The 23089-nt window shown below is 72.9% G+C and carries 25 protein-coding genes and 1 riboswitch; of the genes, 18 read left to right on the top strand and 7 right to left on the bottom strand.

All coding sequences use genetic code 11. The features are described from left to right. Positions 1–80: 80 nt before the first annotated feature. Both H7A72_RS06665 and trpD read left to right on the top strand, forming a co-directional pair. The gene (locus H7A72_RS06665) at positions 81–533 is read left to right on the top strand and encodes a hypothetical protein (RefSeq protein ID WP_185222053.1); all 453 of its coding nucleotides are present in this window, start codon (positions 81–83) and stop codon (positions 531–533) included. Continuing rightward, the gene (gene trpD, locus H7A72_RS06670) at positions 530–1594 is read left to right on the top strand and encodes an anthranilate phosphoribosyltransferase (RefSeq protein WP_185222054.1); all 1065 of its coding nucleotides are present in this window, start codon (positions 530–532) and stop codon (positions 1592–1594) included. Before H7A72_RS06665 ends, trpD begins: the two co-directional genes overlap by 4 nt. Before the next feature lie 60 nt (positions 1595–1654). Here trpD and H7A72_RS06675 read toward each other — a convergent pair whose 3' ends face one another. Further along, on the bottom strand, positions 1655–1933 hold the full coding sequence (locus H7A72_RS06675; protein ID WP_072626174.1) for an Lrp/AsnC family transcriptional regulator: 279 nt from the start codon (positions 1931–1933) through the stop codon (positions 1655–1657). Next, complete coding sequence (locus H7A72_RS06680) at positions 1930–3621, bottom strand: DEDD exonuclease domain-containing protein (RefSeq protein WP_185222055.1); 1692 nt, start codon at positions 3619–3621, stop codon at positions 1930–1932. Before H7A72_RS06680 ends, H7A72_RS06675 begins: the two co-directional genes overlap by 4 nt. Positions 3622–3684: 63 nt before the next feature. On the opposite strand from H7A72_RS06680, the gene H7A72_RS06685 reads away from it, so the two are divergent. Beyond that, positions 3685–4722, top strand: coding sequence for a DUF2332 domain-containing protein (locus H7A72_RS06685; RefSeq protein WP_223277814.1), 1038 nt, complete (start codon positions 3685–3687; stop codon positions 4720–4722). Between the two features lie 252 nt (positions 4723–4974). Then, complete coding sequence (locus H7A72_RS06690; RefSeq protein ID WP_223277815.1) at positions 4975–5244, top strand: hypothetical protein; 270 nt, start codon at positions 4975–4977, stop codon at positions 5242–5244. 24 nt (positions 5245–5268) lie between these two features. Here H7A72_RS06690 and H7A72_RS06695 read toward each other — a convergent pair whose 3' ends face one another. Continuing rightward, positions 5269–7059, bottom strand: a complete 1791-nt coding sequence (locus H7A72_RS06695) for a long-chain fatty acid--CoA ligase (RefSeq protein WP_370543563.1) — start codon at positions 7057–7059, stop codon at positions 5269–5271. Between the two features lie 159 nt (positions 7060–7218). Here H7A72_RS06695 and H7A72_RS06700 point away from each other — a divergent pair, with 159 nt between their 5' ends. The 7 genes from H7A72_RS06700 to H7A72_RS06730 are packed head-to-tail and all read left to right on the top strand — an operon-like array spanning position 7219 to position 11904. Next, on the top strand, positions 7219–7578 hold the full coding sequence (locus H7A72_RS06700) for a hypothetical protein (RefSeq protein ID WP_084450469.1): 360 nt from the start codon (positions 7219–7221) through the stop codon (positions 7576–7578). Between the two features lie 10 nt (positions 7579–7588). Further along, entirely contained in the window at positions 7589–8035 is a 447-nt protein-coding gene (locus tag H7A72_RS06705; protein ID WP_185222056.1) for an SRPBCC family protein, read from the top strand. 7 nt (positions 8036–8042) lie between these two features. After that, the gene (locus H7A72_RS06710; RefSeq protein ID WP_185222057.1) at positions 8043–8963 is read left to right on the top strand and encodes a hypothetical protein; all 921 of its coding nucleotides are present in this window, start codon (positions 8043–8045) and stop codon (positions 8961–8963) included. Next, a complete protein-coding gene (locus H7A72_RS06715; protein ID WP_084450466.1) occupies positions 8956–9276 on the top strand; it encodes a hypothetical protein in 321 nt (106 codons plus the stop codon). The genes H7A72_RS06710 and H7A72_RS06715 overlap by 8 nt, the downstream gene beginning before the upstream one ends. Then, on the top strand, positions 9273–10232 hold the full coding sequence (locus H7A72_RS06720) for an ROK family glucokinase (RefSeq protein ID WP_084450465.1): 960 nt from the start codon (positions 9273–9275) through the stop codon (positions 10230–10232). Before H7A72_RS06715 ends, H7A72_RS06720 begins: the two co-directional genes overlap by 4 nt. Further along, positions 10229–11203, top strand: a complete 975-nt coding sequence (locus tag H7A72_RS06725) for an ROK family glucokinase (RefSeq protein WP_185222058.1) — start codon at positions 10229–10231, stop codon at positions 11201–11203. Before H7A72_RS06720 ends, H7A72_RS06725 begins: the two co-directional genes overlap by 4 nt. Further along, positions 11200–11904, top strand: a complete 705-nt coding sequence (locus H7A72_RS06730) for an endonuclease/exonuclease/phosphatase family protein (RefSeq protein WP_185222059.1) — start codon at positions 11200–11202, stop codon at positions 11902–11904. The genes H7A72_RS06725 and H7A72_RS06730 overlap by 4 nt, the downstream gene beginning before the upstream one ends. Before the next feature lie 36 nt (positions 11905–11940). Here H7A72_RS06730 and H7A72_RS06735 read toward each other — a convergent pair whose 3' ends face one another. Then, a complete protein-coding gene (locus H7A72_RS06735) occupies positions 11941–12510 on the bottom strand; it encodes a hypothetical protein (protein ID WP_084450462.1) in 570 nt (189 codons plus the stop codon). Positions 12511–12619: 109 nt separating this feature from the next. Here H7A72_RS06735 and H7A72_RS06740 point away from each other — a divergent pair, with 109 nt between their 5' ends. The 5 genes from H7A72_RS06740 (at position 12620) to H7A72_RS06760 (ending at position 17851) form a co-directional block, all read left to right on the top strand. Then, on the top strand, positions 12620–13429 hold the full coding sequence (locus H7A72_RS06740) for a 1-acyl-sn-glycerol-3-phosphate acyltransferase (protein WP_084450461.1): 810 nt from the start codon (positions 12620–12622) through the stop codon (positions 13427–13429). 3 nt (positions 13430–13432) lie between these two features. Beyond that, positions 13433–14635 carry a MacS family sensor histidine kinase gene (gene macS, locus H7A72_RS06745; protein WP_084450460.1) on the top strand — a complete coding sequence of 401 codons (1203 nt, stop codon included), beginning with the start codon at positions 13433–13435 and terminating at the stop codon, positions 14633–14635. Continuing rightward, a complete protein-coding gene (locus H7A72_RS06750) occupies positions 14632–15318 on the top strand; it encodes a response regulator transcription factor (protein WP_185222060.1) in 687 nt (228 codons plus the stop codon). The genes macS and H7A72_RS06750 overlap by 4 nt, the downstream gene beginning before the upstream one ends. Before the next feature lie 88 nt (positions 15319–15406). Beyond that, the gene (locus H7A72_RS06755; protein ID WP_185222312.1) at positions 15407–16732 is read left to right on the top strand and encodes a class II 3-deoxy-7-phosphoheptulonate synthase; all 1326 of its coding nucleotides are present in this window, start codon (positions 15407–15409) and stop codon (positions 16730–16732) included. A 386-nt stretch (positions 16733–17118) separates the two neighbouring features. Continuing rightward, a riboswitch (SAM riboswitch) is annotated at positions 17119–17233 on the top strand. A 258-nt stretch (positions 17234–17491) separates the two neighbouring features. Beyond that, positions 17492–17851 carry a TauD/TfdA dioxygenase family protein gene (locus H7A72_RS06760; RefSeq protein WP_370543572.1) on the top strand — a complete coding sequence of 120 codons (360 nt, stop codon included), beginning with the start codon at positions 17492–17494 and terminating at the stop codon, positions 17849–17851. 5 nt (positions 17852–17856) lie between these two features. Here the strand turns inward: H7A72_RS06760 and pknB are convergent, their stop codons facing one another. Beyond that, positions 17857–19809, bottom strand: coding sequence for a Stk1 family PASTA domain-containing Ser/Thr kinase (pknB, locus tag H7A72_RS06765; RefSeq protein ID WP_185222061.1), 1953 nt, complete (start codon positions 19807–19809; stop codon positions 17857–17859). Positions 19810–19844: 35 nt separating this feature from the next. Further along, positions 19845–20993, bottom strand: coding sequence for a LysM peptidoglycan-binding domain-containing protein (locus tag H7A72_RS06770; protein WP_185222062.1), 1149 nt, complete (start codon positions 20991–20993; stop codon positions 19845–19847). Between the two features lie 176 nt (positions 20994–21169). On the opposite strand from H7A72_RS06770, the gene H7A72_RS06775 reads away from it, so the two are divergent. Beyond that, the gene (locus H7A72_RS06775) at positions 21170–21523 is read left to right on the top strand and encodes an Rv2175c family DNA-binding protein (protein ID WP_084450456.1); all 354 of its coding nucleotides are present in this window, start codon (positions 21170–21172) and stop codon (positions 21521–21523) included. A gap of 3 nt (positions 21524–21526) precedes the next feature. On the opposite strand, the gene H7A72_RS06780 is transcribed toward H7A72_RS06775, so the two are convergent. Next, positions 21527–22612, bottom strand: coding sequence for a polyprenyl synthetase family protein (locus tag H7A72_RS06780; RefSeq protein WP_185222313.1), 1086 nt, complete (start codon positions 22610–22612; stop codon positions 21527–21529). A 147-nt stretch (positions 22613–22759) separates the two neighbouring features. Here H7A72_RS06780 and H7A72_RS06785 point away from each other — a divergent pair, with 147 nt between their 5' ends. Next, positions 22760–23077, top strand: coding sequence for a DUF6504 family protein (locus H7A72_RS06785; protein ID WP_185222063.1), 318 nt, complete (start codon positions 22760–22762; stop codon positions 23075–23077). The last annotated feature ends 12 nt before the right edge of the window (positions 23078–23089 follow it).

The following is a 23089-nucleotide window of genomic DNA, read 5'->3' on the forward strand; positions in this document are numbered from 1 at the left end:
TTATGTCCTCAACTGCGAGCGCATGTGCGCCACCCCCCTCCGCGAGTCTCGTGGGGTGGGTCACCGCTACGCTCTGGAGCATGACCGGTACCTTGTCAGCGACCCCCTCCGCCCCGGCAGCCTCTGCCGGAGAGGGCCCCTCCGTCTCCGTGCGGGTGCTCCTGTACAGCGACAACATCACCACCCGTGACGCCGTGCGCGCCGCGGTGGGCCGCCGGCCGGCCCGTGACGTCGAGGTGAGCGCGTGGCGCGAGTGCGCCACACCGGCTGCCGTCATCGAGGCCGTCGAGGCCGGTGAGGCCGACGTGCTCGTGCTCGACGGCGAGGCGGCCAAGCTCGGCGGGCTGGGCCTGTGCCGTCAGCTCAAGTCCGAGATCCACGACTGCCCCCCGGTCCTCGTCGTCACCGGGCGGCCCCAGGACGGGTGGCTCGCCACCTGGTCGATGGCCGACGCTGCCGTCTCCCACCCCATCGACGCGATCGCCCTCGCCGACGCGGTGGCCGATCTCGCCCGGGGTGTGGCCGCCCGATGAGCGCGGCGGACACCCCCACCTGGTCGGGCGTCCTCACCCAGCTGCTGTCGGGGCGTGACCTCGGGTCCGACGAGACCTCGTGGGCGATGCGCGAGATGATGTCGGGCGACGCCGCCCCGGCGCAGATCGCCGGCTTCCTCGTGGCCCTGCGGGCGAAGGGGGAGACCGTCACCGAGCTGCGGGCGCTGGCCGACGTCATGCTGGAGCACGCGCTGCCGATCGAGGTCTCGGGCCCGACCCTCGACATCGTCGGCACCGGCGGCGACATGGCCGGCACGGTCAACATCTCGACGATGTCGTCGATCTGCATCGCCGCGACGGGGGTGCGGGTCGTCAAGCACGGCAACCGCGCCGCGTCGTCCACGTCCGGTTCCGCCGACGTGCTCGAGTCCCTCGGGGTCAACCTGACGTTGAGCCCCCAGGACGTCGGCCGGGTGGCCGACGAGGCCGGCATCACCTTCTGCTTCGCCCAGACCTTCCACCCGTCCTTCCGCCACACCGCCGTCCCGCGTCGCGACCTGGGCATCGGCACCGCCCTCAACGTCCTCGGCCCGATGACCAACCCGTCCCGGCCGACCTACTCCGTCGTGGGCGTGGCCGACGCCCGGATCGCACCGCTCATGGCCGGGGTGTTCGCCGAGCGCGGCACCCGGGCGCTGGTCTTCCGCGGCGACGACGGGCTCGACGAGCTGACGGTCGCCGACGGCTCCCACGTCTGGTGGGTCGCCGGCGGCGAGGTCCGCGAGGTGCACGTGACACCCGAGGAGCTGGGCCTGACCCGCAGCCCGCTGGAGTCCCTGCGCGGTGGCGATGCCGACGTCAACGCCGAGGTGGCGCGGCGGCTCTTCGCCGGGGAGCGGGGGCCGGTCCGTGACGCCGTCGTGCTCAACGCCGGCGCCGCGGTCGGCCTGGCCCAGCAGGGCGACGAGCAGCCCGGCGAGCCGGTGGCTGCGATCCGGGCGGGCATGGACACGGTCGAGGCCGTCCTCGACTCGGGTCGGGCCGCCGAGCAGCTGCAGCGCTGGGTGAGTGCCACGCGCACGGAGGGCCAGGGCGCCTGACGCCCCTGCCGGATCGCTCGAGGGCCCGACCGCTCGCGGGCTGGCTGCTGCGGTCCCTGACTACTCGAGGCCGATGCTGAAGGCGGCGTCGAGGTCGTGTCGGCTGTAGGCGCGGAAGGCGATGTGTGTCGAGGTGTCGACGATGCCGGGGACCTTGTTGAGGCGGCCGGCGATGACGTCGTCGAGCTCCTCGTGCTCGTGCACGCGGACCATCGCGATGAGGTCGGCGTCGCCCGCCACGGAGTAGACCTCGCTCACGCCGTCGAGGTCGGCGACGGTCTCGGCCACCTCGGGGATGCGGGCGGTGTCAGCGTGGATGAGGACGATGGCTGTGATCACGAGGCCCACCCTAGAGCAGGGGCCAGCTCGCGATGGGCCGCGGCGGCACCCCCGACCGGGCAGGTCCACTCGCCGTCGATGTCGACCAGCCGGGTGCCCTCGGCCTCGAGCCAGCGCAGGACGAGCTCGGTCTCCTCGGGCAGCGCGCTGGTGCCCGGGCCGGTCGGCGGGGCGACGACCTCGGCGCTGGCCCGCAGCGCGGCGACGTAGGGCATCGGGTCGGCGCCGACGGGGGAGTGGGAGCTGCCGGCGAGGCGGCCGTGGCGCACGCACACGAGGTCCCACCCGCCGTGGGCGGTCCGCCGCGCGGCCACGAGCTCGGCGGTCGAGGCGAGCGGGGTGGCCCGCTGGCTGCGGGAGGCCGCGCGCACGAGGTCGGCCAGGCGATCACGCAGGGCCCCGGCCTCCTCGAAGCGCTCCTGGGAGGAGAGCGCGGCCATCCGCTCGCGCAGCGCGGCGACCGCGGCCCGGGAGTCGCCGACGAGCACGGCGGCGGCCTCGGCGACGGTCACCGCGTAGTCCTCGACGGGCACCTCGCCGGTACACGGCGCCGAGCACCGGCCCATGTCGGCGAGGGCGCAGGCCGACGTCGGACGTCGCGGGGAGAGCCGGGTCAGGCACTGGCGCAGGGGGACGGCGTCGTGGAGCGCGGCCATGGCCTCCTCGGCCGAGGCGCGGGTGCCGAAGGGGCCGGCATGGGCGAGGTCGTCGGGGCCGACCGAGCGCACGATCGACAGCCGGGGGAAGGTCTCGTCGGTGAGCTTGAGCCACCAGGCCCGCTCGGGGTGGCGCGAGCGGCGGTTGTAGCGCGGCTTGTGGGCGGCGATGAGGCGCAGCTCGCGCACCTGGGCCTCGAGCGTCGTCGCGCACACGATGGGGGTGATCTCGGTGGCCAGGCGCACCATCTCGCCCATGCGCCGACGCTGCTCGGAGGCGGTGAAGTAGCTGCGGGCCCGCGCGCGGATGTCGACGGAGGTGCCGACGTAGAGCGGCTCGCCGCGCTCGTCCTTGAAGACGTAGACGCCGGGTGCCGACGGGAGCCCGTCGGCGAGGTGGCGCTTGCGGCGCAACTCGTCGCTGACCCGGGAGGTGTAGGAGCTCAGCTCCTCGAGCGTGTGCACCCCGACCGAGCCGAGGCGCCCGATGAGGCCGTGCAGCACGTCGACGGTCGCGCGGGCGTCGTGCAGGGCACGGTGGTCGGGTGTCGTGCTCGCGCCGAAGTAACGGGCGAGGGTGCCCAGCTTGTGGTTGGCCACCTCGTCGCGGGAGACGACCTGCCGCGCCAGCCGCACGGTGTCGAGGACGGTGTGGCCGGGCCAGCGCAGGTCGTGGGCGGCGCAGGCCGCCTTGAGGAAGCCGATGTCGAAGCCGGCGTTGTGCGCGACGAGCACCGCACCGCGGGCGAACTCGAGGAAGCTCGCGACCGCCTCACCGGCCCGGGGTGCGTCGGCGACCATCGCGTCGGTGATGCCGGTGAGCGACTGGATGAAGGCCGGGATGGGCTCGCCGGGGTTCACGAAGGTCTGCAGCTCGCCGAGCTCCTCGCCGCCGCGCACCTTGACCGCACCGATCTCGGTGATGCCGCAGTCGCGGGCCGACCCGCCCGTCGTCTCGAGGTCGACGACGACGAAGGTGACCTCGGCCAGCGGTGTGCCGAGATCACCGAGCCTGTCCTGGACGACCTCCATGCCGACGACCGTAGGTGCCGCCCCCGACAACGTCCGTGAGGCGCGGCGTGGGAGGGTGCCCGCATGCGCGCGATGGATGATCTGGCGGACGTGGTCGACTTCTACCGGCACTTCGCCCAGCAGGAGGCGAAGGGGGAGTCGCGCACCTTCGAGCTGTGGGCCGCCGGCGTCGCCGACGACCCGGAGGTCCTCGCCCTGCTCGAGCAGCTGCCGAGCGCCAAGCGCCAGCCCAATCTCGTCTTCGCGGCCGCCCGGTGGCACCGTGCGGTGACGCCGTCCGGCTACGCCGACCCGGGCGCCCTGCGCGAGACCCTCCTGACGCGGTGGCCGCAGGTGCGCGAGACGGTCCTCGCCCGGTCCACCCAGACCAACGAGGTCGCTCGGTGCGCGACGCTGCTGCCGGTGCTCGGAGGCCTCGCGGGCCCGCTGGCCCTCCTCGAGGTCGGTGCCAGCGCCGGCCTGTGCCTGCACCCGGACCGCTGGTCCTACCGCTACCTCGACGACGCCGGGGCGCAGGTCGCCCGGGTCGACCCGTCGTCGGGTCCCTCACCGGTCGTCCTCGACTGCACCGTGCGTGGACCGGCGGCGATCCCCCCTTCGCTCCCGGAGGTCGTCTGGCGCGGCGGCATCGACCTCAACCCGCTCGACCTGTCCGTGCCGGACACGGCACGCTGGCTCGAGACGCTCGTGTGGCCGGAGCACGAGGACCGCCGGACCCGGCTGGCCGCGGCCTGCCGGGTGGTCGCCGACGCGCCCGTCGACATCACCCGCGGCGACCTGCTCGCCGACCTCGACGCGGTCGTCGACCGGGCGCGGTCCCAGGCACCCGACGCGACCCTCGTCCTCTTCCACTCGGCGGTCATCGCCTACCTCGACGACGCGGGCCGGAGGCAGTGGCAGCAGCTGGCCCACGACGTCGTCGCCCGCGTCCGCGCCGCGGGCGGCCGTGCCCACTGGGTCTCCAACGAGGGCGCCTCCGTGCTGCCCGACGTCACCGCGACCGCCACCTGCGCGGGGGAGGGCAGCGACTTCTGCCTCGGCCTCGACGGCTCGGCCGTCGGCTGGACCCACGGCCACGGCCGCCGCCTCACCGTCTGCTGACGCGGAGACACGCGAGCGGACGAACGGAGGCGGGTTGGTCGCGGACGAAGGGTGGGGCGACACTGCCGAAGTCCCTTCGTCCTCCTGCGGCCGCCTGTTGTCGTGCCGGACTTCGGCTTGACGTCGCCGCCCCACCCTTCGCCCGCTCCCGCGTCGGTCCCACTCACCACCCGCGTCGGGAGGGCTGTCGGGGGTCGCTCCTAGCGTGGTCGGTGTCGGGAGAGACCCGGCGACGACGAGGAGGTGACGGACATGACCCGTCGACCACTGCCGCTGACGATCGACTGCGGCACCTGCCCGGTCCGGGACGTCGGCTGCGCCGACTGCATGGTGACGGCGCTGGGGAGCCCGGCCACCCTCGCTGACCCGGACCCACAGCTGCTGCCGCTCGACCGGCGCGAGCGCGAGGTGGTCTCGCGGCTCATCGCCGCGGGCCTGGTGAGCGCCGAGACGGCAAACGAGGCCCGTGCGGTGCACGAGCCTCGTTCGGACTACGACGACCTGCGCCGGCACGCGGGCTGACCCGCGCACCGGCCGGCCGGTCGGTCAGCTGCCGTAGAGCGCCTCCACCTCGTCCTCGAAGTCGCGCATGATGATGTTGCGCTTGAGCTTCATCGACGGGGTGAGGGTGCCGTTGTCCTCGGTGAAGTCCTCGGACAGCACCGAGAACTTGCGGATCGACTCGGCCTTGGAGACGGCCTTGTTGGCCTCGTCGACGGCGCCCTGGATCTCGGCCAGGACGGTCTCGTTGGTGCGGGCCTGCTCGACGGTCAGCGCGCCGAGGCCGTTGTTGGCGGCCCAGCCCGGCAGCATCTCCTCGTCGATCGTCACGAGCGCGGCGATGAAGGGCTTGCCGTCGCCGACGACGAGGCACTGGCTGATGAGCGGGTGCGCCCGCAGGCGGTCCTCGAGGACACCGGGGGCGACGTTCTTGCCGCCCGCGGTCACGAGGATCTCCTTCTTGCGGCCGGTGATCTTCAGGTAGCCGTCGGAGTCGAGCTCGCCGAGGTCACCGGTGCTGAACCACCCGTCCTGGAGCGCCTCGAGGGTGGCCTTCTCGTTGTCGTGGTAGCCGTGCAGGACGTTGACGCCCTTGATGAGGACCTCGCCGTCGTCGGCGATGCGCAGCGAGACGCCGGGCAGCGGCGGGCCGACGGTGCCGATCTTGACCTTGCCCGGGATGTTGACCGTCGCGGGGGCGGTCGTCTCGGTGAGGCCGTAGCCCTCGAGGATCGTCACGCCGATGCCGCGGAAGAAGTGCCCCAGACGGGTGCCGAGCGGGGCGCCGCCGGAGACGGCGTACTCGACCTTGTCGCCCATCTTGGCCCGCAGCGTGCTGTAAACCAGCTTGTCGAAGACCGCGTGCTGCACCTTGATCTTCAGCGGGACCGAGCCGGTGTCCTGGGCCTCGGACCAGGCGATGGCGACATCGGAGGCGCGGGCGAAGATCTTGCCCTTGCCTCCGGCGACGGCGGTCTCGTTGGCCTTGTTGTAGATCTTCTCGAAGACGCGCGGCACGGCGAGGATGAAGGTGGGCCGGAAGGCCTGGAAGTCGTCGAGGATGTTGGCGATGTCGGCGCTGTGGCCCATCCGGCGGCCGGCGGTGACCGCGAGGACCTCGATGAAGCGGGCGAAGACGTGCGCGAGGGGGAGGAAGAGCAGCGTCGACGCGTCGTCCTTGTTGAGCACGTCGCCGAGCTTGGCGATGGTGTTCTCGGTGAGGCCGAGGAAGTTGTCGTGGGTCAGCTCGCAGCCCTTGGGGCGACCGGTCGTGCCCGAGGTGTAGATGATCGTCGCGATGGTCGCGCGATCCTGACCGGCGATGCGCTCCTCGAGCTGCTCGTCGGTGACGTCCGAGCCGGCGGCGACGATCGTGTCGAGGTCGCCGTTGTCGATGATGAAGACCTGGTCGAGACCGGTGAGGTTGGCGCGGGCCTCGTCGGCGACCGCGGCGTGCTTGGTCGTCTCGACGACGAGGAAGCGGGTGCCGGAGTCCTTGACGATCCACTCGACCTGCTCGGCGGAGCTCGTCTCGTAGATCGGCACCGGCACACCGCCGGCGACCCAGGTCGCGAAGTCGAGGACGGTCCACTCGTAGCGGGTGCGGGCCATGATCGAGAGGCGGTCGCCGGGCTCGAGGCCCTGGGCGATGAGGCCCTTGGCGAGGGCGCGCACCTCGAGGTTGAACTGCGCGGCGGTCACGTCACGCCACGCGCCCGACTCCTTGACGCTGAAGGCGACCCGCTGCGGGTCCTTGTCCGCGTTGCGGCCCGGCAGGTCTGCCAGGGAGTCGGTGGGGTTGCCCTCGATGAGGCGGGGCATCGTGCTGTCGTTCACGGGGATCTCCTTCGTTCGCCGTCCGGCTGCACCTGCGGGGAGGCTGGCTCGCGTGGAGCCTACCCGCGCGACGGGGTGCGTCAGGAGGTCGTGCCCGTGATGGTGGCCATACTGTTCTCCTCGCCCCCGTCCACGACCGAGTCACCGGAAGGACCCTCCGTGCTCCTGCGTCGTCAGGTACCCCTCGTCGACATCGTCGACGAGACCTATGTGCGCGCTGCGCCGCACGTGGTGCGGGCCGAGCTCGATGCCCCCGGGGTGCTCGACGGGCTGTGGCCGGGGCTGCACCGGGAGGTCGTGCAGGACCGCGGGGCGAAGGGGGTGCGCTGGCGCGTGCAGGGTGACGTCGTCGGGCGGATGGAGATCTGGCTGGAGGCCGGGCACGGCGGCACGATCGTCCACCACTTCGTCCACGGTGAGCACGGTCGCGGCGCCGCGCGGTGGTCTCGGGAGCACCGGCGCCGGTGGAAGAGCGGGCTCAACCACATCAAGGACCGGCTCGAGGGTCGCACGCGATAGTCTCGCCCGCATGGCCGACAGCACCCGCTCCAGCACCGTCGTCGACGCCTCGCCCGGCGACGTCCTTGACATCATCGCCGACCTCGAGGCCTACCCGGAGTGGGCCAAGGAGATCCGACAGGTCGAGATCCTCACCGAGGACGGCGACGGCTGGCCCGACACCGCCTCCTTCAGCCTCGACGCCGGCCCGATCCAGGACACCTACACCCTCGACTACACGTGGGACGTCGCCGAGGACGGTCAGGGTGTCGCCTCGTGGACCCTCGTCGAGGCGACGATGCTCAAGGCGATGGACGGCTCCTACACGCTGAGCGCCACGGCCGACGGCGGTACCGAGGTCATCTACGAGTTGACCGTCGACCTCAAGGTGCCGATGCTCGGCATGCTCAAGCGCAAGGCCGAGAAGGTCATCGTCGACACCGCGCTGCGTGACCTCAAGAAGCGCGCCGAGGCCTGAGAGGACCGTGCGCGCCCACCTCGTCGTCGGTGGCGGTGACCACGGACCCGACGTCGCCTCCCGGGTGCTCGCCGCACTGACCCCGCACCACGCGGTCGTGCGACCCGCGCCCCAGCACGGCGCGCCCGACCCGGTCGTCGTGGCGGTCGAGGACCTCCTCGACCGGCTGCTCACGGCACTGGACCTCCCTTCGCCCGTCGTCGCCGACCTCATCGCGCGGATCCTGCCGGCCGAGCTGCCGGCGCTGCTGCGGCTGGCTCGCCAGCTCGAGCAGGCCGCGGCCGACGACCACGAGATCGTCGTCGAGGTCGACGTCGAGGTCGCCCGACTGCTCGACGCACCCCAGCGGGTGGCTCGAGCGATGAGCGCCTTCGTCCCCGTCATCGCGCGCTGGGAGGTGCTCGTGGCACCCGACGGCATCGGCACGCTCCCGCAGCCCGACGCCCCCGTGCTCGCGGCGCTGCGCGAGGGAGCCGCCCTGCTCGACGCTCTCGACACGGCGCTCGCCGACCCGGCGCAGACCGCCCTGCACCTCGCCGCACCCGCCGGTCCCGTCGGCGCGGCCCGGCGAGCCGACGCCGAGGTCTTCCTCGCGCTCATGGGGCGTCGCCTCACCGCGGTCCACCCACCCGGAGGTGCGGGCGTCGAGCACCTGACCGACCCGGCCCCCGACCACGGGCTGCGCGTCGAGCGGCCGGACGACGGCAGCGGCGCCTGGCACCTGGTGATCGACCTGCCGGGCGTGCGGGCGGCCGACCTCGACCTCGTCCGGCACGACGACGAGCTCGTCCTCGGGTGCGCCGGGCGCAGCCGACGGGTGCTGCTGCCCTCGGTCCTGCGGCGCTGCGAGATCGCGCGTGCGGGCGTCGCCGGCGGGGTCCTCACCGTGACGATGACCCCCGACGAGGCGGTGTGGCCCCGTGGCTGACCAGGAGCAGACACCGGACGCCGAGGACGTCGTCGTGCAGCTGCTGCGGGTGCTCTCCGAGGTCGACCTCGAGGGCCTCGGCGAGGACCTGCGCCGGCTCGACGACGCGACGACCCGGCGCGCCATGACCGGTGCCAGCCTGCTCGCCGAGGCGCTCACCCGGGCGGCCTTCGGCTCGGCGGCCGTGAGCGGAGCGCTCGGGGTCGAGCTCGACGAGGCGCCCCCGCACGTCCCCCTGCGCTCCCGCGGGGAGCGGGTCGAGGTCCACGACGACGAGGCCGGTGCGGCCGACGAAGGAGTGAGCGGGGCATGAGCACGACGGCCATCGGCATCGACATCGGCGGGACCAAGATCGCCGGGGCGCTCGTCGACGAGCGCGGGCGGATCACCCAGCGGCAGCAGGTCGCCACCCCCGCGGACGACACCGCGGCGATCATCGAGGCGACCGCCGGGCTCGTGCGGTCCCTCGAGCAGGAGGCCCCCGACGAGGTCGTCGGGGTCGGCATGGCCTGTGCCGCCTTCGTCGACTCCCGGCGCGGACACGTGTGGTTCGCCCCCAACCTGCCCTGGCGCGACCTCGACCTGGCTGAGGAGGTCGGCGCGCTCGTCGAGCGTGACGTCGTCGTCGACAACGACGCCAACGCCGCCGCCTGGGGCGAGTACCGCCACGGCGCCGGCCGCGACTGCGACGACATGGTGCTCGTCACCGTCGGCACCGGGGTCGGCGGCGGCTGCATCGTCGACGACCGGCTCCTGCAGGGGGCCTTCGGCATCGGTGGCGAGATCGGGCACGTCGCCCTCGACCCCAGCGGCCCGCGGTGCGGCTGCGGCAACTCCGGCTGCCTCGAGGTCTTCGCCTCCGGCACCGCCCTGGTGCGCTCCGCGCGCGAGCTGGTGACCTCCCCTTCGCCCATCGGGGCCGCGCTGCGCGAGCGGTGCGGCGGCGACCCCGAGGCCCTCACCGGTCAGGACGTCACCGAGCTGGCGCAGCAGGGCGACGGGGCGAGCATCGAGCTGCTCGAGGACCTCGGTGCCCGGCTCGGGCAGGGCCTGGCCTCGATCTGCGCGGTCCTCGACCCACGTCTGGTCGTCGTCGGCGGCGGCGTCGCTGACGCGGGGGACCTGCTCATCGATCCGGCGCGCGCGTCCTTCGCGCGACACCTCATCGGACGGGGCCACCGCCCCGCGCCGCAGATCGTCCCGGCGACCCTCGGCAACGACGCCGGCATCGTCGGGGCCGCGACCCTGGCCCGGGAGGCCCACGCATGACCACGAGCATCGGCATCGACATCGGCGGCACCAAGGTGTCCGGCGGTGTCCTCGACGCGGACGGGCGCATCCTCGTGCGCACCCGACGCGACACCCCCGACCGGTCCAACGCGCCGCGCGTCGTCGAGGACACCATCGTCGAGGTCATCGAGGAGCTGCGCCGCCTCGCCGACGAGGCCGAGGTCGAGGCGCCGAGCACCGTGGGGGTCGGGGCCGCCGGCTTCGTCGCCGCCGACCGCTCGACGGTCGTCTTCGCACCCCACCTGTCGTGGCGCAACGAACCGCTGCGCGAGGCCCTCGGCCAGCGCCTGGACCTGCCGATCTCCATCGACAACGACGCCAACGCCGCCCTGTGGGCCGAGCACCGCTTCGGGGCCGCCCGCGGGGCGACGCACGCCGTGATGATCACCCTCGGCACCGGCATCGGCGGCGCCATCATCGTCGGGGGCCACCTGGTGCGCGGTCGCTACGGCATCGCCGGCGAGTTCGGCCACATGCAGGTCGTGCCGGGTGGACAGCGCTGCGAGTGCGGCAACCGTGGCTGCTGGGAGCAGTACTCCTCGGGCAATGCCCTGGTGCGCGAGGCCCGTGGCCTGGCGATGGCCAACTCCCCGATGGCCACCGACCTGCTCGCCCACGTCGGGGGCGACCCGGCCTCACTCACCGGACCGATGATCACCGAGGCGGCAAAGGCCGGCGACGCCACGGCGGTGGAGCTGCTCGCCGAGATCGGGCACTGGCTCGGGGTCGGCATCGCCAACCTCGCGGCGGCGCTGGACCCGGAGATCTTCGTCATCGGTGGTGGCGTGAGTGCCGCCGGCGACCTGCTGCTCGACCCGGCCCGCGACACCTTCGCGCGCCAGCTGACCGGTCGCGGCTACCGCCCGGCGGCGAGCATCGTCGCGGCGCGGTTCGGTCCGGACGCGGGGCTCATCGGGGCGGCGTCACTGGGGGCCGAGGAGCAGGTGTGAGCCTGCGCGTCGCCTCCTACAACGTGCGTGCGCTGCAGGACGACGTCGCGGCGCTCGCCCGCACGGTCCGGGCCATCGACCCCGACGTGCTGTGCCTGCAGGAGGTGCCGTGGATCGGGCCGGTCGACCACCGGATCGCGGACTTCGCCCGCCGCTGCGGGCTCGTGTGGTCCGGGCGCGACCAGCGCGCCGGGCAGACGAGCGTGCTGACCCACCTGCGCACCAATGTCGTCTCCGTGACTCACCACCGACTGCCGTACCGGACCCGGCGCGACCGGCGCGGCTTCGCGGTGACGCGGGTGGCTCCCTTCGGCCGCACGGCGGTGTCCGTCGCCAGCGTCCACCTCGGGCTCGACGGCGACGAGCGCCTCGAGCACGCCCGCGAGATCATGGCGCACCTCGCCGCCCAGCCCGGTCCGGCGCTGCTCGCCGGTGACCTCAACGAGCAGGACGACGGGGCCGCCTGGCAGCTCTTCGGCGGGGCGATGCGGCCGGTGAGCCCGCTCGAGCCGACCTTCCCCTCCAGGCGGCCCGAGCACGTGCTCGACGTCGTCTTCGCCACGCCCGACGTGCGGGTGCTGCCGCACCGCGACGTGCCGTGGGTGGCGGAGGACCTCACGGCCGGCACCGACCACCGACCGGTGTGGGTTGATGTCGAGACCACGGAGCTGACCGGGCCGCGGGTCACGGTCACCGGCTGACGGACGAGCCGGCGAGCCGGGAGCGCAGCGGGTGCGTCAGACCCGGGCGCCGTTGGTCGGGTCGTCGTCGCGGTTGCTCGGCTGGCGCAGGACCAGGCAGGCGAAGCCGCCCACGACGAGCGCGATCGCGACGGCGGTGAGCCATCCTCCGGAGTCGGGGCGGGTGGCGACCAGCCAGACGAGGAGGAGGGGCCCCAGGACGAGGCCGAGCAGCGCCCCCCAGAAGAGGCGGTCGGTGCGCGGCGGCAACGGGGCCGGGGGAGACGGGGTGAAGCCCTCACCGTCGTCGGCCTGACCCGGGTCGTCGTCGGAGGACAGCAGGGCGTCGGCGACGGAGTGGGTCGGGTCGACCCGCCACGGGACGGCCGGCTCGTCGGCGGCAGGGGAGCGGGGCTCGTCGGTGTCGGGCCGGGGGTCGCGGGGACGCAGTGCGCCGCGGACGTCGCCGGTGCTCTGCCGGCGCGCGGTCGGGGTGGGGTCGACCGGGGGCCCCGGGTGCTCGTGGTCGGGCAGGTCCTCGGTCGGCAGCTCGTCGTCCCAGCGGGCGACGATCGAGGCGAAGGCCGCGTCGACGTCCTCCTCGTCGGGGTGCTGACGCTCGACCATCTCGTGCTCCGTCGCCGTGTCTCGGGGTGCTCGCTCGTGGACAGTCTCGCACGCGCCATCCACCCGCTCGTTACCGTAGAGTTCGCAGCGATCTGGAGGTGATGCGGCAGTGCTGTACTGGATGCTCAAGAGGGTCTTCATCGGGCCCGTGCTCAGGGTGCTCTTCCGGCCGTGGGTCGAGGGGATCGAGCACATTCCCAAGGAGGGGCCGGCGATCCTGGCCAGCAACCACCTGTCCTTCTCGGACTCGATCTTCCTGCCGCTGGTCGTCGACCGCCGAGTCACCTTCCTCGCCAAGAGCGACTACTTCACCGGCCCCGGCATCAAGGGCTGGCTCACCGCGGCCTTCTTCCGCGGCGTCGGGCAGCTGCCGATCGACCGCAGCGGCGGCAAGGCGAGCGAGGCGGCACTCAACGCCGGCCTGCGCGTGCTCGACACCGGCGACCTGCTCGGTCTCTACCCCGAGGGCACCCGCTCGCCCGACTCGCGCCTCTACCGCGGCCGCACCGGCGTCGCCCGCATGGCCCTGACGGCCGGCGTCCCGGTGATCCCCGTGGCGATGATCGACACCGACAAGGCGCAGCCGACCGGCCAGATCATCCCCAACATCCGACGCATCGGCGTCAAGATCGGTGCACCGCTCGACTTCTCCCGCTACGAGGGCATGGAGGGCGATCGCTTCGTCCTGCGCTCCGTCACCGACGAGATCATGTACGAGCTGATGCAGCTGTCCGACCAGGAGTACGTCGACATGTACGCGACGTCGATGAAGGAAAAGCTGCTCACCAAGGCTCGTCGTCGCGCACGCGAGCTGCAGGAGGCCGCCCGGCCCGGGCGGGCCGTGCCCGAGCTCGAGGACGCGCTCGAGCGCGCCGACGGCAACGACCCCTGGTCCGCCGACGGCAAGGACGGTCTGTAGGCCGTGGTCATCGACCCCGGGTCGAGCGCGCTGCGGCGGCACTACAACCCGTCGCCGCTCATCGACAGCGCCGGGGGCCGGGGACTGGCGCTCTACCGCTTCGTCGCGCTCGTCTACGCCGGCATCCTCGTGGGCGTCCACCGCGAGCACGTCATCCTGTGGTGGCCGATCGTCGTCTTCTTCGTCGTCGCGCTCGCGTGGTCGGTCGCCGCGCCGCTGCTGCCGCGACCGACGTGGGTGGCCATCGCCGTCGAGCTGGCCATCGCCTGCATCGGCATCTTCCTGACCAGCGAGGTCTACGACCCCGTCGAGGTGAGCGCCGGCATCTCCACGGTCCCGGGGGTGTGGAGCGCGGCCTCGGTGATGGCCGGCGCTCTGCTCAGCGGGATCCGCGGCGGCGTCCTGGCGGCCACCGTCATCGCCACGGCCAACCTCATCCAGGCCGAGCACCCCGGCCAGCTGACCTGGCACAACATCTTCCTGCTCTACATCCTCGGGATCCTCGTCGGCCTGGCCGTGCAGCTGGCCCGCGAGAGCCAGAAGCGTCTCGAGCAGGCTCTCGCGGCCAGTGAGCGGCTGGCCGAGCGGGAGCGCATCGGGCGCGAGGTCCACGACGGCGTGCTGCAGGCGCTGGCGATGATCAACCGTCGCGGTCGTCAGCTCGGGGGCGAAGGGGAGGCCCTGGCCGACCTCGCCGCGGACCAGGAACGTTCGCTGCGCACGCTCATCACGCGCGTCGAGCCGGCGGCGGCCATCGACGCCTCGTCGCCCTCCACGTCCGCGGACTCCGGCTCGCAGGTGCGTGACCTCGCTGCGGGGCTGGCCTCCCTTCGCTCGGCGCGGGTCGACGTCGTGCTGCCCGCCGGGCCGGTCACCGTGCCGGCCGCGACCGCCCGTGAGGTCGAGGCCGCCGTCGCCGCGGCACTCGACAACGTCGAGCGGCACGCAGGCGCGGGAGCCAAGGCCTGGGTGCTGCTCGACGCCGACGAGACCGGTCTCGAGGTCGTCGTCCGCGACAACGGCGTGGGGATGGCCCCCGACCGACTCGTCGAGGCGGCCGAGCAGGGGCGGCTCGGGGCGAGCAGCTCGATCCGCGGCCGCATGCTCGACCTCGGCGGCGACGCGAGTTGGCGCTCGCCGGGCACCGGCGGCACGACCGTCACGCTCACCGTGCCGACGGGCGACATGGCAGGCTCGGCCCCATGAGCGAGCCCACCGCCCCCCTGAAGGTCCTCGTCGCCGACGACCACCCGCTGTGGCGGGACGCCCTCGTGCGCGACCTCGAGGACGCCGGCTTCGAGGTCGTCGGCACCGCGGCCGACGGCCCGTCGACCGTCCGGCGCACCCGGGCGACCACTCCCGACGTGCTCGTGCTCGACCTCAACCTGCCGCAACTGCGCGGTGACGAGGTGTGCACGGCGATCAACGACCTGACGACCAAGGTGCTCATCCTCTCCGCGAGCGGCGAGGAGCACGACGTCCTCGCCGCGGTCAAGGCCGGCGCGAGCGGCTACCTCGTCAAGTCCGCCTCGCCGCAGGAGATCCGCGACGCCGTGATGGCCACCGGGGCGGGGGAGGCCGTCTTCACCCCGGGGCTCGCCGGGCTGGTGCTCGGCGAGTTCCGCGAGATGCGCAGCCGGGCCCGCACCGCACCTGCCGTGGCCGAGGAGGAGTCGGCCTCGCCGGTGCCCGAGCTCACCGAGCGCGAGACCGAGATCCTGCGCTACGTCGCCATGGGCATGACGGCCAAGGAGATCGCCGCCGACCTCGTCATCTCCCACCGCACCGTGCAAAACCACGTGCAGAACATCCTCGGCAAGCTCCACCTGCACAACCGCGTCGAGCTGACCCGCTTCGCCATCAGCCGCGGCCTCGACCAGCCGGAGTGACCTCCCTTCGTCCTGTGGCTGGACGGGTGCCGGGGCGAAGAGGGTCGCGGCCTATCCTTGACGGGTGACCACTGCAGTCCCTGCGCCCATGACCGCCGCAACCATCGACAGCGACCTGCCGGCCGCCCAGCAGCCGAGCTGGCCCGACCGCGCCGCCCTCGACGAGACCGTGGCGAGCCTGGCGACCTATCCGCCGCTCGTCTTCGCCGGCGAGTGCGACGACCTGCGCGACCGGATGGCCGCGGCGTCGGTCGGCGAGGCCTTCGTCCTACAGGGCGGTGACTGCGCCGAGACCTTCGTCCACGCCACCGCCGACAACATCCGCGACCGGATCAAGACCGTGCTCCAGATGGCCGCCGTCCTCACCTACGGCGCCGGCATGCCGGTCGTCAAGATGGGCCGCATGGCGGGGCAGTTCGCCAAGCCGCGGAGCAAGGACACCGAGACCCGTGACGGCGTGACCCTGCCCGCCTACCGCGGCGACATGGTCAACGACTTCGCCTTCACCCCCGAGTCGCGCGAGCCGGACCCGCAGCGCCTGCTGCGCGGCTACCACACGAGCGCCGCGACGCTGAACCTCGTGCGCGCCTTCACCCAGGGCGGCTTCGCCGACCTGCGGCGCGTCCACGACTGGAACGTCGGCTTCGTCTCCAACGCCGCCAACCGGCGCTACGAGGGCCTGGCCCGCGAGATCGACAAGGCGATGCGCTTCATGGCCGCCTGCGGTGTCGACTTCGAGGCCATGCGGGCCACCGAGTTCTGGTCCGCCCACGAGGCGCTGCTGCTCGACTACGAGCGGCCGATGACGCGCGTCGACTCGCGCACCGGCAACCTCTACGACACCTCGGGGCACTTCCTGTGGATCGGCGAGCGCACCCGGCAGATCGACCACGCGCACCTCGACTTCGTCAGCCGGATCCGCAACCCCATCGGCATGAAGGTCTCCGACAAGGCCGACCCCGACGAGCTGCTGCGGATCATCGACCTGCTCGACCCGCAGCGTGAGCCCGGCCGCCTGACCTTCATCACCCGCATGGGGGCCGGCCGGATCCGCGAGGCCATGCCGGCCATCGTCGAAAAGGTCCGCGACTCCGGGGCGATGATCACCTGGATCTGCGACCCGATGCACGGCAACACCTTCGAGTCCGCGTCCGGCTTCAAGACGCGCGACTTCGAGGACGTCGTCGACGAGGTCCGTGGCTTCTTCGAGGTGCACCGCTCCCTGGGTACCGTCCCGGGCGGCCTGCACGTCGAGCTCACCGGTAACGACGTCACCGAGTGCCTCGGCGGCGCCGAGCGCATCCTCGACGAGGACCTCAACAAGCGCTACGAGAGCGTCTGCGACCCGCGCCTGAACCACCAGCAGAGTCTGGAGCTGGCCTTCCTCACCGCGGAGATGCTCAGCGAGGGCTGAGTCCCTCTCGCCCGTCCTGTCGAAGACCGGGGTGCCCGCCGAAGGGTGGGGTCGACGCTGGGGAAAAGTCCGGACCGCGTGGTCTGCCTCTCATGGGGGCGCAGGCAGTCCGGACTTTTTCTTGATTCGCGTCGACCCCACCCTTCGTCGCGCTCGCTGCGGCACTCCCTTCGTGGTGCTGATGGTTGTGTGTTGAACCGGTAGCCCTGGGCACCGGCGACGCTCATGGGGCGCTGCCGGCACCCGGCGCTACCGGTTGACCACACAACCACCTGTCGAGTCAGCCGGGCCCCGTTGCGGGGCAAGGGGACTCGAGAGGTCCGGATGGCGAGACAGTTAACTCCTTCCTTTGCAGTAGGAGATGGATCTGCGTAGGTTCTTCTTCAGGTCACGAGATCCAGCGTCAAGCCCCGGCTTGCTGGGCGGCAACCCTCCACTCGCGGTGGGGTGCTCCGGGTGAGGACCTGGCTCCGGTCGTCGTGGCCGGAGCAAGCGCGAGGCACTCACCGGCCTCATGACAGGACGGACACCCATGAGCACCACCGTCACGACCGCACCGCGGTCGCTGCGTCCGGCGCTGCGGCGCCACGTCGACCTCCTGCGGGTCAACAGCGCCCTCTGTCGCTGACCTGAACCTGCATTGCCCTACGGCAATGCGAAGCCCGGCCGACCTGAACCTGCATTGCCCTACGGCAATGCAGACCCCCGGCGACCCAGCACTCCCACCACCGGCGACGAGCCTCCCTTCGTCGACCGTCGATCCGCCAACCACCCCGCACGGGGGAGCGGGGCCTCTACCTCGGTGGCTTCGTCTCCCGCTTCGTCGGGCTGTCGAAGACCGCGAGCCGGGACATCCTGTGCCTCCTCCAGAGCTATGTCACCCGCCCGGAAAATGTCGTCCGGGTCGTCTGGGAGCCCGACCAGCTCGTCATCTTCGACCACCAGATCACCCAGCGCTACGCGCCGGACAACTACGACGGGCTGCCCCGCCGTCTCGAGCGGGTCACCGTCGCCGTGAGGTGCCCGTCGGCATCGACGGCGAGCGCAGCCGCTCGATCACGGGGGACGCCTCGCACTACGCGCCGGCGGTCTGACTCCCTTCGTCGGGCGACCACCTGAGTGCGTCAGACGACGAGGATCGTGACCGTCGAGCCCTTGGGGGCGGTGCCGCCGCTCGGGCGTGAGGCGCGCACCTCGTCGAGCGGCCCACCGAGGAAGGTCTGGACCGCGACCTTGAAGCCCGCGGCCTCCAGCTTGGTCGTCGCCGCGGAGCGGCTCAGGCCCTCGACCGACGGGACGGCGACCATCTCCGGGCCCTTGGAGACGGTGATCGTCACGGTCTCACCTGGCAGGAGCATGCCGCTGCTCGGGGACTGGCTGATGACCGAGCCCTTGGGCACGCTCGTCGAGTAGGCGTCGTCGGCGCGGGTGACCTCGAGCCCGGCCTCCTCGATCGCGCCGGTCGCCGCCTCGGCGCCCTGACCGGTCACCGTCGGCACGGCCACCGGCTCGGGGCCCTTGGAGACGACGAGGGCGACCTTGGCGTCGCGCTTGACCTCGGTGCCGGGGGCGGGCGTCGTCGAGACGATGCGGCCCTTGGCGACGTCGTCGTCCCAGGCCTGCGTCGTCGCACCGACCGTCAGGGTGCGTCGCTCGAGCGTGGTCCTGGCCTGGGCGGCGGTGCGGCCGGTGAGGTCAGGGACCTCGTAGCGCTCGGGCCCCTTGGACACGACGACGGTGACGTCGGACCCCTTCGACAGCTCGGTGCCGGTCGGCGGGTTGGACGTGATGACCTCGCCCTTGGGCACCTGCTCGTCGAAGGCCGAGGACTCGACGTAGCCCAGGTCGCCGTCCTGCGTGAGGCTGGCTTCCGCGTCGGCGCGGGAGAGGCCGGTGACGTCGGGCACGACAACCGTGCTGCCCGGGCCCTCCTGGGTCCACCACCAGCCACCGCCGGCGGCGAGCGCCACGACGAGCAGGAGTGCGACGAGCGCGCGGCGCCACCCCCGCCGGGACGAAGGGGGCTCCGCTGCAGTGGTCGAGGCGCCACCCGCTGCGCCGGCGCCACCTGCTGCTGCACCCGCGGCACCGGTGTCGATCGCGCGCGTGCGCTCGGGGCGTGGGTGGGCGACGGTGGCCGCTGCGCCACCCGCCGGCCGGCCCTGCGGCGAGGCCGTGGCCGCGGCTCCTCCGGCGACGACGTGCGGTCGACGGTCGAGCTCCTGGGGCGTCAGGCCGGCGCGCACCCGCTGCAGCTCGGCGAGGTAGGCGCCCGCGTCACGGGGGCGCTCGTCGGGGTCGCGCGCGGTGGCCAGGGCGACGAGGTCGTCGAGCTCGCCCGGCAGGTCCTCGACCCGCTCGGAGGGGCGCGGCACCGAGCCGTGGACGTGCCGGAAGGCGACGTGGATCGGCGACTCGCCGTCGATCGCCCGCTGCCCGGTGAGCAGCTCGAAGAGGATCAGCCCGGCGGCGTAGACGTCGCTGCGGGCGTCGGCGATGCCGCGCTCGACCTGCTCGGGGGAGAGGTAGGCGACCGTGCCGAAGAGCACCCCGTCCTCGGCGGTGGTCGTCTGCGAGGTGACGGCCCGGGCCAGGCCGAAGTCGGCGACCTTGATCGCGCCCCGCTCGGGGATGAGGATGTTCTCGGGCTTGACGTCGCGGTGGATGTAGCCGGCCTCGTGGGCGGCCGCCAGACCGGTGAGCACCGGCTCGAGGACGTCGAGCGCGGCACGGACGGTGAGCGCGCCCTCGGTGTCGACCACCGCACGCGCGGTGCGTCCCTCGACGTACTCCATCGCGAGGAAGACCTGGCCGCCGTCCTCGCCCTGGTCGAAGACGGGCACGACGTTGGGGTGGCTCAGCCGCGCGGCGGAGCGGGCCTCGCGGCGGAAGCGGGAGACGAAGGTCTCGTCGGCCGCGAGGTCTGGGCGCATGACCTTGAGCGCGACCTCCCGGTCGAGCCGGGTGTCGGTGGCGAGCAGCACCGTGGCCATCCCGCCGTCGGCGAGGTGGCGCAGCACGCGGTAGCGACCGTCGACGAGATCGCCGACGAGCGGGTGCGTGGATGCGGTGGTCACGCCCAAAGTCTAGGTTCGCCCCCTGCGTCAGCCCGTCACATCCGGCTTCGGAGTGCCTTGACGTTGGCGACGTACTGCTGGGTGTCGCCGTACATGCCGTTGCTCTCCACCGAGGCGAGGCCCTGGTAGTAGCCGGCGATGGCCTCGGAGGTCGTGTCGGCCTGCTGGGTGAGGACCTTGAGGAGCAGGACGCCGGCGGTGATGTTGTCGTCGGTGTCGAGCAGGTCGAGGTCGCGCCCGGCCATCTGCGAGGCCCACTCGCCGGAGCTCGGGATGACCTGCATCGCGCCGACGGCGTTGGCGACGGAGACCCGACGCTGGTCCCAGCCGGACTCCTGGTAGGAGATCGCCAGGGCCAGGGAGGGGTCGACGCCGTGCTGGCGGGAGATCCGGGTGATCTTGTCCTTGGTCGCGTCGCGGCTGGGCACCGAGCGGGCGGCCAGGGTCGAGCGGTTGCGGTCGGCGGCGTCGACGATGTGGTCGGCGTAGGTGCGACCGGCGAAGGTGTTGTTCTTCTTCGCCGGTCGCGATGCCTTCTTCGCCGGGCTCGAGGAGCCGGTGACCTTGAGCGTGCTGCCCGGGTGGATGAAGTCGCGGGTGCTCAGGTCGTTGAGCTTGGCCAGGCGGGTGACGCTCATGTCGTGGCGGGCGGCGATGCCGGAGAGCGTCTCGCCGGAGCGCACGGTGTGCGACCCCGTCGCGGCGGGTCGGCTCGTGGCCCGCTTGGCGGGCTTGGCGGCGGTGCCGGTGACGCGCAGCTGCTGGCCGGGGTGGATGAAGCCCCGTTCCAGGTTGTTGAGGCTGCGCAGCCGGTCGACGCTCATGCCGTGGCGGGCGGCGATGCCGGAGAGGGTGTCACCGCTGCGGACGGTGTAGCCGCGGGTCGCCCCGGAGCGGGCGGGCTTGGCCGAGGACGAAGGGGAGGACCCGCCCGATGCGCGGCCGGGCACCGTGAGCTTCTGGCCGGGGTGGATGAAGTCGCTCGAGGACAGGCCGTTGCGGGAGAGCAGGGCGGCGGGGGAGACGCGGTAGCGCGCGGCGATGTCGTAGACCGTCTCGCCGGAGCGCACGGTGTGGTGGCGCGACCCGGCGGAGGAGGTGACGTGCGTGGTGGTCTCGGCGGTCAGGTCGATCGCCGGGGCCACGGGAGTGGCCGGGACGGGGACGATGAGCGGAAGGACCAAGGGGGACTCCGATGTACGGGGCGCAGGGGACGCCCGGTGGCATGGGGTGCGTGTGACTGGTGTGACGTATGTTGATTCGGCACCGACGGTACCGAAGATCTCCTCAGGAGGCCGGATGAACGGCGACGCGCCCCCTTCGCGCGGGATCTCGGGGAGCGGCTGACACACTGTCGGGCGTGGACGAGACCCCTGCGCAGATCGACTGGCTGACCCTCCCCGACGTGGCCGAGAGGCTCGACGTGCGTCTGAGCGACGTGCGCCGGATGCTCGACGAGCGCCAGCTCGTCGCGGTGCGCCGCGGGGAGCGCAAGGTGCTGTCGGTGCCGGTGGACTTCCTCGGCGAGGACGGGCCGCTGCCCGAGCTCGCGGGGACCTTCACCGTGCTGTCGGACAATGCCTTCGACGACGAGGAGATCGTCGAGTGGATGTTTGCCCACGACGAGACCCTGCCCGGCGGGCCGACGCCGATCGCGGCGATCCGTGCCGGCTTCAAGACCGAGGTGCGCCGCCGGGCGATGGAGGAGGCGTAGGCCTCAGGTGCTGCGGGCCGTCGTCGCGTCGATGAGCTCGGCGAGCACCTCACGGGCCTCGCCGCCGACGCCGACCGCCGCGGCGAGGGCCTCGCGGGCGACCTGTGCCCCCGCGGCGATGTCCTGCTCGACACCCTCGAGCGCGCCGGTGGCCACGAGCAGCTCACGGAAGGCCTCGACCTCGTCGGTGCCCAGGTCGGGAGCGCCGAGCCACTGGTCGATGCGGGTTGTCGTCACGTCGTCGGCGCCGGCGAGGGCCCGGGCGATGAGCACGGTGCGCTTGCCCTCGCGCAGGTCGTCGCCCGCGGGCTTGCCGGTGACCTCGGGGTCGCCGAAGACGCCGAGTACGTCGTCGCGCAGCTGGAAGGCCTCGCCGAGCGCCAGGCCGTAGCGGGAGAGCGCGTCGAGGTCGGCGGCGGAGGCGCCGCCGGCGGTCGCGCCGATGAGCAGCGGGTGCTCGATGGAGTACTTCGCGCTCTTGTAGCGGATCACCTTGCGGGCCCACTCGATGCGCTCGTCGTCGGCGAGGCCGTGCCACGGCCGCATCGAGGTGACGATGTCGAGGAACTGGCCGCCCATGAGCTGGCCGCGCATCCGCTCGAAGACCGGTCGGGCCGCGGTGAGCGACTCGGGCGGCAGGCCGGAGTCGGCGAAGAGGTCGTCGCACCAGCCGAGGCAGAGGTTGCCGGCGAGGATCGCGCCGGCGGTGCCGAAGCGCTCGGGGTCGCCGTGCCAGGCGCGCTCGGAGTGCGCGCGGGCGAGGGCCCGGTGCATCGCCGGGGCCCCGCGGCGGGTCTCGCTGTCGTCCATGACGTCGTCGTGGACCAGAGCGGCGGCCTGGAAGAGCTCCATCGCCGCCGCCAGCGCGATCGCGCCCTCGTGGTCGTCGCGGCCGGCGGCCCGCCAGCCCCAGTAGGCGAAGCCGGCCCGCAGCCGCTTGCCGCCCTGCAGCAGGGCCCGGACGGGGTCGGTGAGGTCGACGACGTCGGGCCCGATCTCGGCGAGTTCGTCGGCCCAGCGGTCGAGCTCGACGTCGATGCGGGTCTGGACCCGCGAGCGCAGGTCGGCCCGGTCCAACGGGTGCGGCACGTGGGCTCCAGTGACGAAGGGGGCGGTGGTGTCGGTGCTCCGTGGTCGGATCACCGGGTCGTGACCAGCCTACGTCGACCGGGTTGACGGGGTGTCGGCCCCCCGGCGTACTGTGTTCGAACAGGTGTTCGAGCGAAGGGAGTGGTCATGGTCAGGCTCGTCGAGGAGGCCATCGAGGTGCGGGTGGGCGACCCGCGACCGGTCGGTGGTGCGGTCCCCGAGCAGTTCCTCTGGAGGGGGCGGCTCTACCGGGTGACGGAGGTCGTCGACCACTGGCAGGAGCGGCACGCGTGGTGGCGCTCGGGCGAGGGGGCGCTGGCGCAGGTGCCGCTCGCCCGCGAGGTGTGGCGGGTGAGCGCGCAGCGCGGCCGGGCCGGTGCGCCGGGGGTCTACGACCTCGGTGTCGACGGCGAGGTCGCGTCGGGCGGGTCCGCCGGGTGGCAGCTCCTGCGGACCCAGGACTGAGGCGGTCGTCGT

The sequence above is a fragment of the Janibacter sp. YB324 genome (genome assembly GCF_014217915.1).
In the GTDB taxonomy this organism is placed as follows: Bacteria; Actinomycetota; Actinomycetes; order Actinomycetales; family Dermatophilaceae; genus Janibacter; species Janibacter indicus.

What these genes read in the sequence shown, in the direction of transcription:
- H7A72_RS06680 (WP_185222055.1), bottom strand. Translation starts at nt 3,621, where the DNA reads ATGGAGGTCGTCCAGGACAGGCTCGGTGATCTCGGCACACCGCTGGCC.
- trpD (WP_185222054.1), top strand. Translation starts at nt 530, where the DNA reads ATGAGCGCGGCGGACACCCCCACCTGGTCGGGCGTCCTCACCCAGCTG.
- H7A72_RS06735 (WP_084450462.1), bottom strand. Translation starts at nt 12,510, where the DNA reads ATGGTCGAGCGTCAGCACCCCGACGAGGAGGACGTCGACGCGGCCTTC.
- H7A72_RS06785 (WP_185222063.1), top strand. Translation starts at nt 22,760, where the DNA reads ATGGTCAGGCTCGTCGAGGAGGCCATCGAGGTGCGGGTGGGCGACCCG.
- H7A72_RS06720 (WP_084450465.1), top strand. Translation starts at nt 9,273, where the DNA reads ATGAGCACGACGGCCATCGGCATCGACATCGGCGGGACCAAGATCGCC.
- H7A72_RS06685 (WP_223277814.1), top strand. Translation starts at nt 3,685, where the DNA reads ATGCGCGCGATGGATGATCTGGCGGACGTGGTCGACTTCTACCGGCAC.
- H7A72_RS06750 (WP_185222060.1), top strand. Translation starts at nt 14,632, where the DNA reads ATGAGCGAGCCCACCGCCCCCCTGAAGGTCCTCGTCGCCGACGACCAC.
- H7A72_RS06705 (WP_185222056.1), top strand. Translation starts at nt 7,589, where the DNA reads ATGGCCGACAGCACCCGCTCCAGCACCGTCGTCGACGCCTCGCCCGGC.
- H7A72_RS06755 (WP_185222312.1), top strand. Translation starts at nt 15,407, where the DNA reads ATGACCGCCGCAACCATCGACAGCGACCTGCCGGCCGCCCAGCAGCCG.
- H7A72_RS06725 (WP_185222058.1), top strand. Translation starts at nt 10,229, where the DNA reads ATGACCACGAGCATCGGCATCGACATCGGCGGCACCAAGGTGTCCGGC.
- H7A72_RS06690 (WP_223277815.1), top strand. Translation starts at nt 4,975, where the DNA reads ATGACCCGTCGACCACTGCCGCTGACGATCGACTGCGGCACCTGCCCG.
- H7A72_RS06665 (WP_185222053.1), top strand. Translation starts at nt 81, where the DNA reads ATGACCGGTACCTTGTCAGCGACCCCCTCCGCCCCGGCAGCCTCTGCC.